Raw genomic sequence first — 18,499 nt, 5'->3', positions numbered from 1 at the left:
GTGCAATCCTTGCAGTGATCGGGTTCCATGTTTTGTCTGCGCCATTCTCAGCGCCCCTCAGTAGCCGGTAGTACTAGCTCGGGATGACGTGCCAGGGCTTGCGAGGTCAGTTGCCTGAACAACGTCGAGCGTTCATTCGTGTAATTGGTGACGATGCCGTCCATGCTCTGGTTGAACTGCTCTCGGGTGTAATGCAACTGGCCGTCAAGTTGAGCGAAGGTGAGCGCGCTGCGGATAGCCAATTCGTCGAATTGCTCGCGATGGGTGCTTTCCAGGTATTCGGTCCAGAATTCCTGGACCGAAATCCAGTCGAGCAATTGCGTCGTGTGCTCTGCTGCCAGCACCTTGGCGTAAACCCAATCAAGCGTGGGTGGAATCACGTCGACACTCAGGCGATTGTTCAACTCACGCGGCTGGGCGGGCAGGTTCAGGCGCTCGGCCAGGCCAACGCGAAACGCCAGGCTGATTTCCATCGCCTGTTCGTCCGTCAGCGGGCCGGTGCGTCGGCGCGAAAGGATGTTATTGAGGGCCAGTCGTTCGACTTCCTGCAACCGGAACAAGCCACGCAGCAACAGGGCCAGTTGACCTTCCAGAGCGTCGACTCCAGTTCTGGCGACGGTCATGGCCCGGTAGCACAGCACTCGCACATGCAGGTCGCTGAACAACAGGGACATCCCGTCGGCACTGCTGCGTCCGGTGCTGGCCATGCGAAACAGTACGCGCCGCAAGGCATCATCTTCGGCTGCCGCCGAGACCACGTCCCACACCCGCTGGCGCAACGAGCGATAGACGATCCGGAAATCAGCGGTATAGCGCAATTGCGTCAAGAGTGAAAAAAACGGCGTGCCGTCCGGATACGCCAACAACGAGCTCCACAGAATGCGTTTTTGCACGGCCTCTTGCGCGTTGACGCCGGTCAGCCAGGTCGCGCTCATGCTCATGTCCGCCACGGCGCCAACCAGCGCCGACCATTGCCCTGAAAGCACCATTCCCAGACCGATTTCGGCGGTGAGTTGATAGGCAGCCAGCCGGCGTCTTGTCTCGGCAGTCAACGGATTACCGCCAATATCGGTGCCTCTGTTCAAGCGGCCGGAAGCCGCAAACACGTCTTCCGGGATCTGGCTGATGCGGTTGTTGCGAAGGTCCAGCACTTGCAATTCGGCCAGCCCGGTGGCGCCTTCGGGCCACTGAGTGATGCCCGTATTGCCTAACTCAAGACGCTGAAGCCGGGTCAACCGAGCGACATTGGGGACCAGGCTCAAGGTCGGGTTATTGTTCAGGTTCAGGGTCTTGAGGTGGGTCAATCCAGCCAGTACATCGACCGTAGCGCTGGTCAGCCGAATCTGGTTTTCACTCAGGTTGAGGGTTTCCAGACGCGGCATCTCGCCAATAGCCAGGGAGACTCGTGTCAGGTCGTTGCCGACCAATGAAAGGTGGCGCAGCTGTTTGAAGTTGTGCAAGAAACTGTTCATCCCGGCGCTGACACCGATGCGGTCCATGACCAGCGAGCCGACATGGCTGAAGTCGCCGGTAACGATCGGCAATTCCCCCACATGCAACGGCGGCAGGGACAGCTCATACAGTCGGCCGTCAATGCTGAGTCGGCTGGGAGTTTCTCTGCGCCAGCAACGGATGATTTCCCTGGCGATTCTGGATTTGGCCAGTGTCGATACTTTGATCCGCGGTTCATCCGCCAACTGGTACCAGGAATCACGACGGACCCAGCCCTGCAACACCTCGACGATCTTTATGTATTCGAGCCTGAGGTGCTCCAGTTGCCTGGCTGCGAGTACTTCGATCGGGCCCAACCCTGTCAGAAACAGATCGATCTGCTCCGGCGAATGCGAGGGGTACAGCTCTTTGGCACGATGGATCAATACGGAAGACTTGGTCGGCGACGCCAAGGGTTCAGAGAGATGCACAGTAGAACCGGTGCCCAACAACGGATCCGCCAGGCGCATGGGTGACACGTACCCCGTGCGGCGAAAGGCAATGTTCAAGGCATTGCCGGCCATCTCGCGGCGCTGCAGCGCCAGCGCGTTGATTTTTTCACGCAGTACCAGCGCCCCGGCGTCCCCGTCCACGCCCAATGCCTGGCGACGAAGTGGCGTCAACCCATCCCACAAGGCCTGGAAGTAATGCTCGCGGGTTCGTCCCAACAGGTAGCTACGGATGTCGTAGTTCTCATCAAACACTTGATAGCGATCAGAATGAGCGCTGATCAGCAATTTCTGCGTGGAATCTTCGGCGCCCAGGCTGGCGAATTCTTCGGTGTAGAACGAGTACTCCAACAGTTGAAGATAAATATCGCCCTTCCAGCCCGGCAGATTCTTCATGGTATTGAACACCAACCGGTCGGTATCAACGCCACCGGTCGCGTTCAGGTACAGTCCCTCGTAGGCCCGGCTGATGCGCACCACCTGTTGGAAGCGCCGGGCTTCCTCGGCCAGACGCAAAGGGACCTTGCCGTCATCCAGTTCGGTCCATTCGCTGTCCTCGGCGTAATGCACCAACTCATCGAGCACGCTGATCGGCAAGTCGGAAAATTGATTGCGCAAGGGGCTGGTGCGGCTTTCCTGTACAGGCACACCACGCTGGTAAATCCAGGCAAACAGCTCCAGTCGCTTGTGATCAGCCTGCTCGGCCAGCACTTTCACCAATGCCTCGCTCTGTTCGGTGGGCAGCGTGGATGCCGAGTCCAACAGGCTCTGTTTTTCAGGGGCGCTCAAGCCCGCCAGCAGGGGCGCATAGAACGTCCCTTCCTTGACCTGCGCCTGGGTCAGGCTGACAGTTTTTGTGGTTGTCTTGGCGTCTTCGTGAGCGTATGCCTCCATGGTCCGACCTTCAACATCGACCACCTTGAGCCCTGTCTGCACGGGCCACTTCTTCAGGGTCATCAATAACCGCAATTGTAGATCGGCGTCGGCAAGGGATTCGGCGGTTGCGCCCTGCAATTGCTCGATAAACAGGCTCACGGATTGATCGGTACCAAAGCGGCGAACGGTATCGACCAACAGTGCCGGCGGGTTCATGCGGTCAATCAACGTGCGGCGCAAAATCCGCTCATCGACGGCACTGACCGACAGAATCTGCTGGGCCCTGGCGTCTGGAATATCCTGCTCCGAATAGCCCATTCGCCGAAACAGCTTCAGTCGATCCCACTCTTGTGGCAGTTCGGAATCGTGGCGCCAGGCCCCGGCGTCGTTGGTTTCGAGTTGCGGATAATAAGTTTCCCGGATCGCCGGCCTCTGCACCTCCCACAGACCGCTGTCCGCCTGCTGGCGAACGGCATAGACATGTTTGTCTACGGCCAGGTAGGCCTGATCGTTGATCCAGCGCAGCCCCTTTTGATCGGGCTTGAGCCAGGCCGGCAACGTCATGTCCTGTCGGTAAGGCACCAGGCTCGGCTTCCACAGACGCTCCTCATCACTGGATAAGCTGACCCGGCGCAAGCTTTCGACAAAGCTCGAACCCCTGACTTTCAGGAAGGTGGCTTTCGCTGCCGCTCCGCCCGCGACCAATGCCGCCATGACGATGAGGTTCTCCAGCGTGTCGAAGAAGTAATCCGTGGCCTGTTCCTGCTCCCCGGCGGCCCAGCTCTCGACGCCGTGATAAACCCCAAGCAACAGCTGGACCGCAGCCACCGCCATCAATACCTCACCCACCACCGGAATGAAGGACGCGGCGAACAACGCAATATCGAGTCCCAACTCCTTGTAACCTTCCAGCCGTGCAACACGGGTTTTTTCGTCCTCATCGCCGGTCGGCACTACCAGCTGCCGTGCATCTGCCATCACCCTGACTACGCGCTGGCGGTAAAGCTCGGCGAAAAAATCACCGCCGATCTCGATCGCCGTTACACGAATAAAGCCCGTATGCGATGGAAGCGTCCAGTTTACTGTCGGCCCCAGACGCAGTTTTAGCATCTCCTCAAAGCCGAACCGATCCACCAGGGTAATCAACCCCTTGCAAAACGACGCGAAAGTCTCGGTACGCAATCGATCGCTCAGGCCGAGCTCAAATCGCCTGAAAGTCGGGTATTCCTTCAATGGCTGGTTTGGGTCACCGGGCAAGTACAGCACACAGGGATTGTCGGCGTAGGCGCCATCACTGACTGCTACGATCAGCATGGCGCCGTGCAGTGCATGCTCCATCAGATCCAGGCGTTTGAAGGCGATGGCGTGGGTGTCGAGCTTGATCGACGCCTGGTTTTCCACGAGCTCTCCGAGCATCTGAAAAACCTTCTCGCCAATGTGTTTCTGCATGAGCGCCGTGTGCCGATCAACGTCGAGTTGTCGCCGGGCGTGGGCCGAACATTTATTTCGAATCTCGCCGGTGCTGACATAAGGCTGGAAAACACTGTCGAGGTGCGTCTGGTATTGCTTGCCCAAGTCCAGCTGGCGGCACAGTTGCGCAAACTCATGGGGCTGGATATCCAGCACTTTGTTGGCTCTTCCGTTAATGCGCTTCGGCTGATAGATCACTGACTTTTCATGATAATTACTGGCAAGCGTTTCACTCTCCTCAAAGTTCTCACACGCGGCGACTAACAAATCCCTGTCGATAGGCAACACGAGTTTTTTATTAAGCCCGAGAAAACTTGAAGTGGAGCGAATATGCTGAAAAACAATGCCGTTTATATCCAGGGGCTCGCCCAACTTATCGGACATGGCCTTGGTCAATAATGGAGCACAGAACGTTTCCGGACTTTTCAATCCGGCGATGGCCTTGATGACATCGGCACGAGAGTGATGACTGGCGACGAGGGCAGCGTGCAGGCCTTTGCGCCTTTGCAAGGTATCTTCCAGCAGCCATGCAGGGAGTTTTTTACGCTTGAAGAAATCGAAGAAAACGCCTTGCTCTTCGGGCGTCATATCTTGGGGTGTTGTAGTAACTGGCGTTGAAGACATAGTCAGCGATCCTTGCGACTGAAAAGAGTCATCAGTCTATCGCTCCGTACTTCAATAAAAAGCGCTAATAACCGATTAGAACTTGCATAAACAAATCAACAACTCGAATTTAAACAATACATATGTACCACCTGCCAACTTCATGTTTATGCCGTAAAGCAATCACCCACAAAAAAGCCCGGCCACCGAAGTGGCCGGGCTCATGTAGGTGTTACCAGAAACGTTGTTGGGTCAAACGACTCCACCAGCTCAGCAGCACGCGGTCGATGGAACCGCTGGCGGCGAGGCCGACGCGCTCCTGCAGGCTTTTGCGTTCGGCGTAGTGCAGGTGGTACAGCTCGGCACCCTTGGCGCGTTCGGAGAGGTATTCGTCGCTGGTCTTCAGTTCGTCTACCAGCTGTTTGTCCAGCGCCGCCACACCGAGCCAGACTTCACCGGTGGCCACTTCATTAATGGCCAGTTGTGGGCGATAGCGCGAGACGAAGTTCTTGAACAGCGCGTGGGTGATGTCCAGGTCTTCCTGGAACTTCTCCCGGCCCTTTTCGGTGTTTTCGCCAAACACGGTCAGGGTGCGTTTGTACTCACCAGCGGTCAGCACTTCGAAGTCGATGTCGTGCTTTTTCAGGAGCCGGTTGACGTTCGGCAGCTGCGCCACCACGCCGATCGAACCGAGGATTGCGAACGGCGCGCTGATAATTTTCTCGCCGATGCACGCCATCATGTAGCCGCCGCTGGCGGCGACCTTGTCGATGCACACGGTCAGCGGCACACCGGCGTCGCGGATGCGCGCCAGTTGCGATGACGCCAAACCATAGCTGTGAACCATGCCACCGCCGCTTTCCAGGCGCAGGACCACTTCGTCCTTGGGCGTGGCGAGGGTCAGCAGTGCGGTGATCTCGTGGCGCAGGCTTTCAGTGGCCGACGCCTTGATGTCGCCATCGAAATCCAGCACGAATACCCGGGCCTTGGCTTCGGGTTTCTTCTTGTGTTTCTTCTCGGTTTTGGACTGGGACTTGCGCAGCGCCTTGAGCTGATCCTTGTCGAGCAGGGATTGCTCCAGGCGTTCGCGCAGCCCTTTGTAGAAATCATTGAGTTTGCTGACCTGCAACTGACCGGCCGACTTGCGCCGACCTTTGCTGCGCAATGCCGCGAAACTGGCCAGGACCACCAGAATGGCGATCACCAGTGTCACGGTCTTGGCCAGAAAACTGGCGTACTCGGCAAAAAACTCCACACAGGACTCCTCTAATACTGATGCGCCGCTGAAACACTCGCGCGCGATGGCTCCAGCATACCCATGCCCCGCCTTTGGGGCCAGCCATGAAACCTCTGGAAACAGGCCTGTAACGAGCATTTCAAACAAGCGTATGTTTTTTCATTGACAGCTCACGGTCATCCTCATAACCTCGCCAAACCTTCAACGTACCGGGACGACGCGGACGTGGGCAGCATCTACTTGATTCGACATGGCCAGGCCTCCTTTGGTGCAGACGACTATGACGTCCTGTCGCCGACCGGTGTACGCCAGGCAGAAATCCTCGGCCAGCACCTGGCCGGGCTGGGTGTCAGCTTCGATCGCTGCCTGTCGGGGGACTTGCGCCGCCAGCAACATACGGCCAACAGCGCGCTGGAACAGTACGCCGCCACGGGCTTGCCGGTGCCGACCCTGGAAATCGATTCCGCCTTCAACGAATTCGACGCCGACGCGGTGATCCGCGCCCTGCTCCCGGCCATGCTGGAAGACGAGCCGGAAGCCCTCGATATCCTGCGCAACGCCGCGCAAAACCGCGCCGAGTTCCAGCGCATCTTCGCCCTGATCATCGAGCGCTGGCTGGCCGGCACCTACGACACGCCGGGGCTGGAAAGCTGGCTGGGCTTTGTCGAGCGTGTGCAGGCCGGTCTGCATCGCATCCTGGAACAGGCCGACAACACCCAGAAAATCGCCGTGTTCACTTCCGGCGGCACCATCACCGCCCTGCTCCACCTCATTACGCAAATGCCTGCGCGGCAGGCCTTTGAACTCAACTGGCAAATCGTCAACACCTCGCTCAACCAACTGAAGTTTCGTGGTCGCGAGGTGGCTCTGGCTTCCTTCAACAGTCATGCACACCTGCAACTGCTGAAGGCCCCGGAACTCATCACGTTTCGCTGAGTCCGGACTATTGTGACCCTGGCTGTAATCCCCAGCACTTATTAACCAACAAAGGATCGAACCATGACCTCCGTAGCTGATGCCGTACAAGCAATGAAAGCCAAGTTCAACCCAGCCGCCGCTGCCGGTCTGGACCTGGTATTCGGTTTCCGCATCGACGACACCAAGAACTTCTCGCTGATCGTCAAAGACAGCACCTGCGAGCTCAAAGAAGGCGAAAACCCGGACGCCCAGGTCACTCTGGTGATGGACGGCGAAACCCTGGAAGGCATCGTCGACGGTTCGACCGACGGCATGCAGGCGTTCATGGGCGGCAAACTGCGCGCTGAAGGCGACATGATGCTGGCGATGAAACTGTCCGAGCTGTTCCCTTCGTAAGATGACGGCTCCCTGCTTCGGGGAGCCTCTCTGGCTGCACACGAATCCCGTCTATATGGCGGGATTTGTCGTTTGTGGGCTCAACGCGTGCCGGCATCGTCCATGTCTTCGAAGATTTTGGTGTGCTCTTCTTCCAGCGCATCGACGCTGTTGACCTCGGTCACATCACCGTCATAACGCAGTTCACCTTCATCGCCTTCGAGCCTGAGGCTGATGACAAACCTGCGATAACTCACTTGCAGATACAGGTTGTAAAGATCAGCCGGCTTATCCGGGGCCAGGAAAACGCTGGATTCGTAGCGCACACGTCGAGTCAGCACCGGCCATGTATCCCAGATCTGCTGAGTATTCACTTCAGGCTGAACATCTTTCAGCGCCTCAAGGGTTTCCTGAACCAGGAATACGTTGTCCTTGGCCTTGAAAACAAACGGCTCCCTGCGCGTCATGATGTACGGATTGACCCCGCCGTCGAGTTCCTGCGGCACGTACATGCCACTTCGAAACCATTTCGTCGCATCGAACCTGGGCCCAACAGGACCTGCCTCGCGAGACGTCATCATCACCTGGTCAGGAAGACTGCTGCTCTGCCCGGCGTAGAGGTAAGTCGCGCCCAGACCGACGGCAATCAGTGCCGCTATCAAGATACCTTTCGGCTTACTGAGTTTATTCATCGTCTACATCCTTGTGTGAGCGGGCGGGGAATCTAACCGATCTGCCCTAGAGTTAAAACAGGCCGGCCATGGATTTGCCGTCTATATTCCTTCTGGCCGCATGCGTCAGACATCGGCTGTTCAATCCCTGTTTTTTTATGAAGAACTGAGCGGAGAAGACTGCCATGAGCCCACCTGACGAGCACGACGGATTCAACCGCCGCCGCGTACTGCAAGGCCTTTCGGCAGGCGCCGTCGGTGCCTGGGTCAGCCCACTTTTCGCAGGGAGTAAAACCATGCCCGATGCCCCGGCCGATCTGATTCTGTACAACGGACGCTTGCACACCGTTGACCGCAAGAAACCGCAAGCCAGCGCGGTGGCGATCAAGGACGGACGCTTTGTGGTGGTGGGCAGCGACGCCCAGGCCATGGCCCTGCAAGGCCCCGGCACGCAGATCATCGACCTGCACGGGCGCACGGTGATCCCTGGCCTTAACGACTCGCACCTGCACCTGATTCGCGGGGGCCTGAATTACAACCTCGAACTGCGCTGGGAAGGCGTGCCGTCACTGGTCGATGCGTTGCGCATGCTCAAGGACCAGGCGGACCGCACACCCACGCCGCAATGGGTACGGGTGGTCGGTGGCTGGAACGAATTCCAGTTCGCCGAAAAACGCCTGCCCACGATTGAAGAACTGAACAAGGCTGCGCCGGATACGCCGGTGTTCGTGCTGCACCTCTACGACCGCGCCCTGCTCAACCGCGCCGCGCTGAAAGTGGTCGGCTACACCCGCGACACACCGAACCCGCCGGGTGGCGAGATTGTTCGCGACGCGAATGGCGACCCGACCGGCATGCTGATCGCGCGCCCGAACGCGATGATCCTCTATTCGACCCTGGCCAAGGGACCGAAGCTGCCGCTGGAGTATCAGGTCAACTCGACCCGCCAGTTCATGCGCGAACTCAATCGCCTCGGCCTGACCAGCGCCATCGATGCCGGTGGCGGCTATCAGAACTACCCGGACGATTATCAAGTCATCCAGCAACTGGCCAAAGACCAACAACTCACGGTGCGCATCGCCTACAACCTGTTCACCCAGAAACCCAAGGAAGAACTGACCGACTTCAAGAACTGGACCAGCGCCTCCCACTATGGCCAGGGCGACGACTTCCTGCGGCACAACGGTGCCGGGGAAATGCTGGTGTTTTCGGCGGCGGATTTCGAAGACTTCCTCGAACCGCGCCCCGACTTGCCGCAAACCATGGAGCAGGAACTGGAACCGGTGGTCCGTCACCTCGTCGAGCAGCGCTGGCCATTCCGCCTGCACGCCACGTACAACGAATCGATCAGCCGCATGCTCGACGTGTTCGAGAAGGTCAACCGCGACATTCCGTTCAATGGCTTGCCATGGTTTTTTGATCATGCCGAAACCATCACGCCGCAGAATATCGAACGAGTCAAAGCCTTGGGCGGCGGCATTGCGATTCAGGATCGCATGGCGTTCCAGGGTGAATACTTCGTCGACCGCTACGGCGCCAAAGCCGCCGAACACACACCGCCGATCGCGCGCATGTTGGCCGAAGGCATCCCGGTCGGCGCCGGCACCGACGCCACGCGCGTGTCCAGTTATAACCCCTGGACCTCGATGTACTGGCTGGTCAGCGGTCGCACCGTTGGCGGCCTGGAGTTGTATCCGCAAGGCTTGAGCCGCGACACCGCGCTGGAATTGTTCACCCACGGCAGCGCCTGGTTCTCGTCCGAGCAAGGCAAAAAAGGTCAGATCAAGGTCGGGCAACTGGCGGATTTGATTGCGCTGTCGGCGGACTACTTTCACATCGAGGACGAAGCGATCAAGTGGATCGAATCGGTGCTGACCATCGTCGATGGCAAGATCGTCTACGGCAACGCCGAATTTGAAAAACTCTCACCGCCGCCGATCCCGGTAGTGCCCGAGTGGTCACCGGTCGCCAAGGTGCCGGGGCACTGGCAACCGTTGGCGCCGCTGACCGCGCAGGTTCACCAGTGCGTCGGCGCGTGTGCGGTGCATGCCCATAGCCACCAACGGGCGCGAATGTCGTCGGCGCCGGTCAGTGACTTCCAGGGGTTCTGGGGCGCGTTTGGCTGTTCCTGTTTCGCGTTCTAACCACCGATTTCACGAACACTGACAACCCCCTGTGGGAGCGAGCTTGCTCGCGAAGGCAATATCACATTCAACATTGATGTTGACTGGTACTGCGCCTTCGCGAGCAAGCTTCGCTCCTACAGTTTGACGGTGTTGTTCTGTCAATGCTTGATCCCGGTCAGCTCTCGACCTGTCCGTAGTGACTACCATCGCGCTTCCATCGAAAGCCAGGGACGGCTCATTGGGAGCCGCGGCTGCACACGCTCAAGGAAGAGGCACTCATGCGTTCACTCAAGATCATTCTGCTGTCATCCGCCTTCAACGGCCTGACCCAACGGGCCTGGCTGGAGTTGCGCGAGGCCGGGCACTCACCCAGCGTGGTGCTGTTTACCGACGAAGACGCGGTGCTTGAACAAATCGAATACTGCGGCGCCGACCTGGTGATCTGCCCGTTCCTCAAGGACCGGGTGCCGCAACAGCTGTGGAGCAACACCCGGCGCCCGGTGGTGATCATCCATCCGGGCATCGTCGGTGATCGCGGCGCCAGCGCGCTGGACTGGGCGATCACCCATGAGCGCGAGCGCTGGGGCGTCACCGCGTTGCAAGCGGTGGAGGAAATGGACGCCGGGCCGGTCTGGGCCACGTGCGAATTCAACCTGCCCCAGGGCCTGCGCAAATCCGAGCTGTACAACGGGCGGGTCAGCGATGCGGCGATCCGTTGCATCCGCGAAGTCGTGGAAAAATTCGCCGCCGGTTTCGTACCGGTGCCGGTGGATTACAGCCAGCACCAAGTGTTGGGCCGCTTGCAGCCGAACATGAAACAGGCCGACCGCACCTTCAGCTGGCACGACTGCTCACGCTTTATCAAACGCAGCATCGACGCGGCCGACGGTCAGCCTGGTGTGTTGGCCAGCCTGGCGGGCGGTCAGTACTACGTGTATGACGCTCATCTGGACTCACGCAGCGGTACGCCGGGGGAAATTCTGGCAGTGCATGACGATGCGGTGCTGGTGGCGACCGGTGATCACAGCGTGTGGATCGGATCGTTGCGGCGCAAACCGTTGCCCGGCGAAGAGACTTTCAAGCGCCCGGCCCGGCATGTACTCGCGCAGCAGTTGCGCGACGTGCCGACCCTCGATTGGTCAATCACCTCAAACCCGTTCAACACCGAAGCCTATCAACCGATCCGTTATCGCGAGTCCGGGCAGGTCGGCGAGTTGACCTTCGAGTTCTACAACGGCGCCATGAGTACCGAGCAATGCCAGCGGTTGGTGGACGCACTACGCTGGGCCAAGGCGCGGAACACCAAGGTGCTGCTGATCAAGGGTGGACGCGGCAGTTTTTCCAATGGCGTGCACCTGAATGTGATTCAAGCCGCCGAAGTGCCGGGGCTGGAAGCCTGGGCGAATATTCAGGCGATCGATGATGTCTGCGAGGAACTGCTGACCGCCCGACAATTGGTGATCAGCGGAGTGACCGGCAGTGCCGGGGCCGGCGGTGTCATGCTGGCGCTGGCCGCCGACATCGTCTTCGCCCGCGCCGAAATCGTGCTCAACCCGCACTACAAAACCATGGGCCTGTACGGCTCCGAATACTGGACCTACAGCCTGCCTCGCGCTGTGGGCCAGGCCATGGCGGAGAAACTCACGGAAGACTGCCTGCCGGTCAGCGCGTCCCAGGCGTTGCAACTGGGCATGGTCCAGGAGATTGGTCCGCGTTGCCCGGATGAGTTTGGCTTGTGGTTGTTGCAACGGGCCAATGGTGCGTTGAGTGATCCGGCGTATGCGGCGATTCGCGAGCGCAAGGGGCGTAGCGATACGCAGTTGATGCAGCATTGCCGGAATGCGGAACTGGAGGAGATGCATCTGGACATGGTGCAGAACCGCAAGCAGTTTGCCGAGAAGTGCCGCAATTTTGTGTTGAAGCGCAAGGCGTGTGGGACGCCTGAGCGGTTGGTGGCCGACTGGGCTCGGGTTCAGGAAGTTGATTTGGCAGGGTGATTTTCGCTGCCCTTTAGGACCTCTTCGCGAGCAGGCTCGCTCCCACAGGGGATTTGTATTCACCGCAAATTCAATGTGGGAGCGAGCCTGCTCGCGAAGAACGATAACGCGGTCTCAAGGTTGCAACAAAAGCGCCACTAAAGCCGTCCACCCAGTCTGATGACTGGCCCCCAACCCGCGCCCGGTCTCGCCATGAAAGTACTCATGGAACAGCACCAGATCGCGGCTCGCCGGGTCAGCCTGCAACTGCGCATAGCCAACCATCGACGGCCGATTACCCTCTTCATCCCGCAAAAACAGCTTGGTCAGCCGCAGGCTCAAGCTGTCCGCGACCTCTTCCAGCGAAGCCAGAAACCCCGAGCCCGTCGGGTACTCCACCGAGAAGTTCTGATCGTAGTAACGGTGAAACTCGCGCAAGGATTCGATCAGCATGTAGTTGATCGGCATCCACACCGGCCCGCGCCAGTTGGAGTTGCCGCCGTACAGCCGCGACTCGGACTCCGCGGGTTCGTAATGGGCGCACAGGCTGTCGCCGTTGATGCGGATGCCGAAAGGTTGTTCGGCGAAGGCCTTGGACAAGGAGCGAATGCCGAACGGCGAGAGAAACTCACCCTCGTCGAGCATGCGCTTGAGCAAATCCTTGGTGCGTTCGCCCCGCAGCAGCGCCAGCAACATGCGATTGCCTTCACCGGGCTCGGTCCAGCGCGACACCAGGCTGGCCAGATCCGGGCGATGGCGCATAAACCCGAGCAATCGCTCGCGCAAACCAGGCAGGCCTTCGTGTTCGTGCTGCTCCAACACCTGCACCGCAAACAGCGGCATCAGGCCGACAATCGAGCGCAAACGCAGCGGCTCGTTAACCCCGTCGGGACGGTGCAACACGTCATAGAAAAACTGATCCTGCTCGTCCCACAAGCCTTCGGCGTCGGAGTCGATTTTATTGATCGCCCCCGCGATGTAGAGGAAGTGTTCGAAGAACTTCACCGCGATGTCGACGTACACGCTGTTGCGCTTGGCCAGTTCCAGGGCGATGCGCATCAGGTCCAGGGCATACGCCGCAACCCACGCCGTGCCGTCGGCCTGATCGAGTTGATAACCGGGCGGCAACATCGCCGAGCGGTCGAACAAGGCAATGTTGTCCAGCCCCAGAAAACCGCCCTGGAACAGGTTGCGACCCTCGGCGTCCTTGCGGTTGACCCACCACGAAAAATTCAACAGCAGTTTGTGGAAGATCCGTTCGAGGAAGTCCATGTCCCCTGCCCCGGTCAACGCTTTGTCTTGCTGATACACCCGCCAACAGGCCCATGCATGCACCGGCGGGTTGGCATCGTCGAAGCGCCATTCGTAGGCCGGCAACTGACCGTTGGGATGCATGAAACGGTCTTTGACCAGCAGCAACAATTGATGCTTGGCGAAGCCCGGATCGATCAGCGCAAACGCCACCGCTTGAAAGCCCAGATCCCACGAGGCGTACCACGGGTACTCCCAGGTGTCGGGCATCGAGACGATGTCGAAATTCGACAGGTGCCGCCAATGCGTATTGCGAATGTGCATGCGCTCGGGCGGCGGCGCGGGTTGCGCCGGATCGCCGTCGAGCCACTGATTGACGTCGAAATAGTAGAGCTGTTTCGACCAGAGCAACCCGGCCAGGGCCTGGCGCTGCACATTCCGTGCATCGGCGTCTTTGATCTCGGTTTGCAGCGCGGCGTAGAAACCATCGGCTTCGGCCCGGCGTTGCTCGAACAAGGTTCGGGCGTTGACTTGCGGGGAACCGGCCGGGGCAAAGCGCAGGAACACGCTGCGGGTCTGGCCGGGGTCGAAGGTCAGCACGAAATGCGCGGCGACCTTGGTGCCGCTGTCATGCCGCACCGCGTCGGTGGCGCCATCGACAATAAAATCGTTGATCCCATCCTTGAACGGCCCCTGCGCCGACACACCGTCGAGCTTGGGGAAGTTGCTCTGGTTTTCGCAGAACAGCCATTCGCAATCGGCCTCGCCCCAGGCAGTGGCTTGTCGGTCAGTCAGTTGCGGATGACGGGCCAGGACCTGATGGCCGTCGAGGCTCAGGCTCGGTTTTTCGCCATTGGCAATCCAGCTCCAGGTGTTGCGCGCCCACAGGTGCGGCAAAACGTGCAGGCGCGCGGATTGATCGGCGCGGTTGTGCACGGTGACGCGCATGAAGATGTCGTCGACGGTGTGCTTGGCATATTCCACGGTCACGTCGAAATAGCGATTGTCGTCGAACACTCCGGTGTCGAGGATTTCGTATTCGGTATCGGCCAGTCCACGGCGGGCGTTTTCGGTGACCAGGTCAGCGTAAGGGAATTCGGCCTGCGGGTATTTGTAGAGCATGCGCATGTAGGCATGGCTCGGTACGCCATCGACGTAGAAATACAGTTCCTTGACGTCTTCGCCGTGATTGCCTTCGCTGTTGTTCAGGCCGAACAGGCGCTCCTTGAGAATCGGGTCGCGCTCGTTCCACACACCCAGGCCCAGGCACCAGTGCTGGGCCTTGTCGGAGAACCCGGCGAGGCCATCCTCGCCCCAGCGATAGGCACGGCTGCGCGCGTGGTAGTGGGGAAAATAGCGCCAGGCGTCGCCGTCGCGGCTGTAATCCTCGCGCACCGTGCCCCACTGCCGTTCGCTCAAGTAAGGCCCCCACTCACGCCAGTCCTGGGCCTCGCTGCCGGCCAAGCGCTGACCTTCAGGGGTGTCGAGGATGTTCGCTGCGGGTTTTGCCGGCATGGGGTGGTCCGTTGGGGCGGGAGACGGTTGCAGTGTAGTGCGCATGGCTTGGGCGGAATGTGAAAACTCTGACACCTTTGAAGCGACCGCAAATCGCCCATAGCAGCTGTCGAGCACCGCGAGGCAGCGTTCGGCTGCGAAGCAGTCGTAAAACAACCAACCCGCAGAATCAGACAATTCGAGATAGCCGGATCACGACGGCTTCGCCGCCGAACGCTGCCTCGCGGTGCTCGACAGCTGCTACAAAGGCAAGCTTGGAGATAGGCGTAGGCCATGGCTGCTCTTACAATGCGGGCACCTCTCTCTTCGGCCACCCCATGGACATCGACCTCGCCCGCACCTTCCTGGAAATCGTCCGCCACGGCAGCCTCGCCGCCGCTGCGGAAAAACTCCACGTGACCCAGACCGCGATCACCGCACGGGTGCAGAAACTCGAAAGTCAGTTGGGCAGCACGTTGTTCGTGCGCAACCGCGCCGGCGCGCGCCTGACGCCGAACGGCGAGGCCTTTGTGGTTTACGCCAATCAACTGGTGCAAACCTGGGAAGCCGCCCGCCGCGACTTGCCGTTACCTGAAGGCTATCGCGACGTGTTGCACATTGGCGGCGAAGTCAGTTTGTGCAATCCACTGATGCTCAGTTGGGCCGCCGAGCTGCGGGAGAAAATCCCCAGCCACGCCCTGCGCATGGAAATCCGCGACGGCGAAAACCTGCTGCGCCAACTGGAGCTAGGCGTGCTCGACGCCGCGTTGGTCTACCAGCCCGAATACTGGCCGCGCTTGCAAGTCGAGCAGGTGCTGGAAGAAAAACTGATCCTTGTGCAACTGGCCGGCCAACCCGATCCGTACGTGTACATCGACTGGGGCCCGGACTTCCGCCGTCAGCACGACGCGGCCCTGCCGGAAAAAGCCAAGGCTGCCTTGAGTTTCAACCTTGGGCCACTGGCGTTGCAGTACCTGCTGGAGCACGGCGGCAGCGGTTATTTCCGCACTCGGGTAGTCCAGAGTTATCTGGAAAGCGGCGTGCTCGAAGCCGTGCCCAAGGCCCCGGAATTCAGTTACCCGACTTATCTGGTTTACTCCCGGGACCGGGATTCAGCAACGCTGCAACAGGCGTTCGACCTGCTGCGCGAAGTGATCAAGACCGACGATGACTGGTCCCAGCGCTGGAACCCGCTGAGCTAAGCACATCCAGAAGCCGCTTTTGCACCGGAGCATGGCGCTTGTGCCCTAAATGTTCGTCGAGCCGGATCGGCGGGATCGGCTAATCTGCTGTGATAACAATAATCACAGGTGATTGCAGTGAGGCAGACCACCCAGGCATTTCGCACCCGTTACCGCGCCGACATTCATAGGCTCTACAACCCATGGCTGCACGGCTCGTTTGTGCTGCTGTTCGGCATCGTCGCCATCGGCGGCTTTTGGCACACGGTGCAGCAAGTGCAGCCGCTGGAATGGCTGGCGGTGCCGCTGACGCTGCTGTTCTTCAACTTCGGCGTATATGTGGTGCATCGGCATCTCGGGCATCACAAGAAAAGTTTCGCGCGGATGTTTTACGCCCGGCATGCCGGCGACCATCACAGCTTTTTCGCGCCCGGCCACATGACCTACGACAGCGCCCGGGACTGGCGAGTGATTCTGTTCCCGGCGTGGCTGATTGTGTTGCACACAGTAGTGATTACCCTGCCTCTCTGGTGGCTGTTTTCCCAAGTCAACGCCAACGTCGCCGGACTGTTCGGCGGCTGCATGGTCCTGGGTTACCTGACCTATGAAGTGTTCCATGCCTGTGAACACCTGCCGCCGCGCAACCCGATTACACGGCTGCCGTGGATCCGCCAGATGCGCCGCCTGCATGAACTGCATCACCGCCGCGAGCTGATGCAGGAGCGCAACTTCAACATCGTATTTCCGCTGATGGACTACCTGTTCGGCACCCTCTATTGGGAACCGGAGCAAGCCAACCCGCACCCGACGAGAACGCCCATGACCCGCATGCAACATCAGATCGAGATTGCCGGTAACCCGATTGCCGTGCTCGCCTACGCCAGCACCGTGACCCGCTGGCCGGAGTGGCATCCGTCGTCGCTCAAGGTCGATGGCCAGGCTGGCCCGTTGCATGCCGGGTCGCGGTTTGAGGAGGACATTCGCGCCGGCGGGCGTGACGGGCACTTGAGTTGGGAGGTCGAGGAATATCTACCGGGGCGGCGCTGGAGCGCCCAGGCGCGCGGCGATCATGGGTTGTCGCTGGTGGTGACTTACGAATGCGAGGCCTTCGGCGGCGGCACGCGGTTTGTTCGGACCCTGGATTATCAGTTCAGCGGCTTGGGCATGCGCATCGCCAATCAACTGCTGCTCAAACGGCGCATCGAACATGAATCGGCAGCATCGATGCTGGCGCTGCGCGAGATGGCGCAAAAGCACTTGACCCCCGCAGGAGTGAGCGCGTGAGAGCAGTCTTCAAGGTTCTGTTACTGCTGATCATCGTCTTTATTGCCTATTTGCTGTTGATGCCGAACAAGGTGCAGCCGGTGGCCTGGACACCGCCGCCGGCACCGTCCCTGACCAGCGGCGTGTATGCCGAGAATCAACGGCTCAAGGACGTGGCGCGCATCGGATCTTCGGACATCGACGGGCCCGAGGCGCTGCTGCTGGAAAACGGTGAATTGCTCACCGGCCTGCATGACGGCCGGGTGATTCGCAGCAGTCTCGACGGCAGCGTCAGGACCGTGCTGACCGATACGGGTGGCCGGCCTTTGGGGCTGGCCCGGCATCCCAACGGTTTGCTGGTGATCGCAGACGGGGTCAAGGGTTTGCTGTCCCTCGATGCTCAGGGTCGGGTGATTCCATTGACCACGGAGGCGAATGGCGTGCCGTTCGGTTTTACCGATGACGTGGTGATCGACAAGCCCGGGCACTACGCCTACTTCAGCGATGCGTCGAGTCGTTGGGGTTACGGCAAGGATGGCGAGGCGATCATCGAGCACGGTGGCGACGGTCGTTTGCTGCGCTATGACTTCCAGACCGGCAAGACTGCTCTGCTGATGGACAAACTGGAGTTCGCCAACGGCGTGACCCTCGGGCCGGACGATGCGTTTGTGCTGGTCAATGAAACCGGCGCCTATCGCATCAGCCGTTATTGGCTGACCGGGCCGAAAGCCGGGACGCATGATGTGTTCATCGACAACTTGCCGGGGCTGCCGGACAACCTGGCGTTCAATGGCCGAGACCGTTTCTGGGTGGCGCTGTATGCACCGCGCAACAAACTGCTGGATGCCACGGCGCAACATCCGTTCGTACGCAAAATGATTGTGCGGGCGCTGATGATCTTGCCTAAACCCGTAGAGAGACGAGCGTTCGCGCTGGGACTGGATCTGGATGGCAAGGTGATTGCCAATCTGCAGGATGCCGGCAGCGGCAACTACTCGCCGATCACCACCGTGCGCGAGTATGGGGAGTGGTTGTACTTTGGATCATTGAAAGAACAGCACATGGTGCGATTGCCACTCACCGAAGCCCTGCAATAACAAATCACCCTGTAGGAGCGA

General features: G+C 59.6%; 11 protein-coding genes. 7 read left to right on the top strand and 4 right to left on the bottom strand.

Annotated elements, in window-relative coordinates; translation table 11 throughout:
* Positions 1-47: 47 nt before the first annotated feature.
* Both ACIOYV_RS03045 and sohB read right to left on the bottom strand, forming a co-directional pair.
* Positions 48-4,670, bottom strand: a complete 4,623-nt coding sequence (locus ACIOYV_RS03045) for an NEL-type E3 ubiquitin ligase domain-containing protein (RefSeq protein ID WP_401322573.1) — start codon at positions 4,668-4,670, stop codon at positions 48-50.
* Positions 4,671-5,121: 451 nt separating this feature from the next.
* Positions 5,122-6,144 (bottom strand): protease SohB, encoded by a 1,023-nt coding sequence (sohB, locus tag ACIOYV_RS03040; protein WP_401320714.1) that lies wholly within the window; start codon positions 6,142-6,144, stop codon positions 5,122-5,124.
* A gap of 207 nt (positions 6,145-6,351) precedes the next feature.
* Between sohB and ACIOYV_RS03035 the strand changes: the two genes are divergently transcribed.
* Positions 6,352-7,062 carry a histidine phosphatase family protein gene (locus ACIOYV_RS03035; RefSeq protein ID WP_265045282.1) on the top strand — a complete coding sequence of 237 codons (711 nt, stop codon included), beginning with the start codon at positions 6,352-6,354 and terminating at the stop codon, positions 7,060-7,062.
* Positions 7,063-7,125: 63 nt separating this feature from the next.
* Positions 7,126-7,440 (top strand): SCP2 sterol-binding domain-containing protein, encoded by a 315-nt coding sequence (locus tag ACIOYV_RS03030; protein ID WP_019690779.1) that lies wholly within the window; start codon positions 7,126-7,128, stop codon positions 7,438-7,440.
* A gap of 80 nt (positions 7,441-7,520) precedes the next feature.
* On the opposite strand, the gene ACIOYV_RS03025 is transcribed toward ACIOYV_RS03030, so the two are convergent.
* Positions 7,521-8,111: a hypothetical protein gene (locus ACIOYV_RS03025; RefSeq protein ID WP_401320711.1), complete on the bottom strand. Its 591-nt coding sequence runs from the start codon at positions 8,109-8,111 to the stop codon at positions 7,521-7,523.
* 275 nt (positions 8,112-8,386) lie between these two features.
* Between ACIOYV_RS03025 and ACIOYV_RS03020 the strand changes: the two genes are divergently transcribed.
* Complete coding sequence (locus tag ACIOYV_RS03020; RefSeq protein ID WP_401322570.1) at positions 8,387-10,234, top strand: amidohydrolase; 1,848 nt, start codon at positions 8,387-8,389, stop codon at positions 10,232-10,234.
* A gap of 260 nt (positions 10,235-10,494) precedes the next feature.
* Positions 10,495-12,213: a hydrogenase maturation protein gene (locus tag ACIOYV_RS03015; protein WP_401320708.1), complete on the top strand. Its 1,719-nt coding sequence runs from the start codon at positions 10,495-10,497 to the stop codon at positions 12,211-12,213.
* Positions 12,214-12,327: 114 nt separating this feature from the next.
* Here the strand turns inward: ACIOYV_RS03015 and ACIOYV_RS03010 are convergent, their stop codons facing one another.
* Positions 12,328-14,958 (bottom strand): MGH1-like glycoside hydrolase domain-containing protein, encoded by a 2,631-nt coding sequence (locus ACIOYV_RS03010; protein WP_401320706.1) that lies wholly within the window; start codon positions 14,956-14,958, stop codon positions 12,328-12,330.
* Between the two features lie 317 nt (positions 14,959-15,275).
* On the opposite strand from ACIOYV_RS03010, the gene ACIOYV_RS03005 reads away from it, so the two are divergent.
* The 3 genes from ACIOYV_RS03005 (at position 15,276) to ACIOYV_RS02995 (ending at position 18,478) form a co-directional block, all read left to right on the top strand.
* Positions 15,276-16,139 (top strand): LysR family transcriptional regulator, encoded by an 864-nt coding sequence (locus ACIOYV_RS03005; protein ID WP_163909823.1) that lies wholly within the window; start codon positions 15,276-15,278, stop codon positions 16,137-16,139.
* A gap of 117 nt (positions 16,140-16,256) precedes the next feature.
* Positions 16,257-17,402 carry an SRPBCC family protein gene (locus ACIOYV_RS03000; protein ID WP_401320704.1) on the top strand — a complete coding sequence of 382 codons (1,146 nt, stop codon included), beginning with the start codon at positions 16,257-16,259 and terminating at the stop codon, positions 17,400-17,402.
* Between the two features lie 59 nt (positions 17,403-17,461).
* Positions 17,462-18,478 (top strand): SMP-30/gluconolactonase/LRE family protein, encoded by a 1,017-nt coding sequence (locus tag ACIOYV_RS02995; RefSeq protein ID WP_290027743.1) that lies wholly within the window; start codon positions 17,462-17,464, stop codon positions 18,476-18,478.
* Positions 18,479-18,499 lie beyond the last annotated feature (21 nt).

Origin of the sequence: Pseudomonas sp. NPDC087342 (genome assembly GCF_044744265.1) — a bacterium.
GTDB classification, from domain to species: domain Bacteria; phylum Pseudomonadota; class Gammaproteobacteria; order Pseudomonadales; family Pseudomonadaceae; genus Aquipseudomonas; species Aquipseudomonas nunensis.
Note: the sequence above shows the minus strand (reverse complement) of the source record. Positions and strands in the feature narration are given on the sequence as shown.

Excerpts from the sequence above, each read along its gene's own strand:
- ACIOYV_RS03015 (WP_401320708.1), top strand. The coding sequence starts at position 10,495 with ATGCGTTCACTCAAGATCATTCTGCTGTCATCCGCCTTCAACGGCCTG.
- ACIOYV_RS03010 (WP_401320706.1), bottom strand. The coding sequence starts at position 14,958 with ATGCCGGCAAAACCCGCAGCGAACATCCTCGACACCCCTGAAGGTCAG.
- ACIOYV_RS03005 (WP_163909823.1), top strand. The coding sequence starts at position 15,276 with ATGGACATCGACCTCGCCCGCACCTTCCTGGAAATCGTCCGCCACGGC.
- ACIOYV_RS03025 (WP_401320711.1), bottom strand. The coding sequence starts at position 8,111 with ATGAATAAACTCAGTAAGCCGAAAGGTATCTTGATAGCGGCACTGATT.
- ACIOYV_RS03030 (WP_019690779.1), top strand. The coding sequence starts at position 7,126 with ATGACCTCCGTAGCTGATGCCGTACAAGCAATGAAAGCCAAGTTCAAC.
- ACIOYV_RS03020 (WP_401322570.1), top strand. The coding sequence starts at position 8,387 with ATGCCCGATGCCCCGGCCGATCTGATTCTGTACAACGGACGCTTGCAC.
- ACIOYV_RS03045 (WP_401322573.1), bottom strand. The coding sequence starts at position 4,670 with ATGTCCGATAAGTTGGGCGAGCCCCTGGATATAAACGGCATTGTTTTT.
- ACIOYV_RS02995 (WP_290027743.1), top strand. The coding sequence starts at position 17,462 with ATGCCGAACAAGGTGCAGCCGGTGGCCTGGACACCGCCGCCGGCACCG.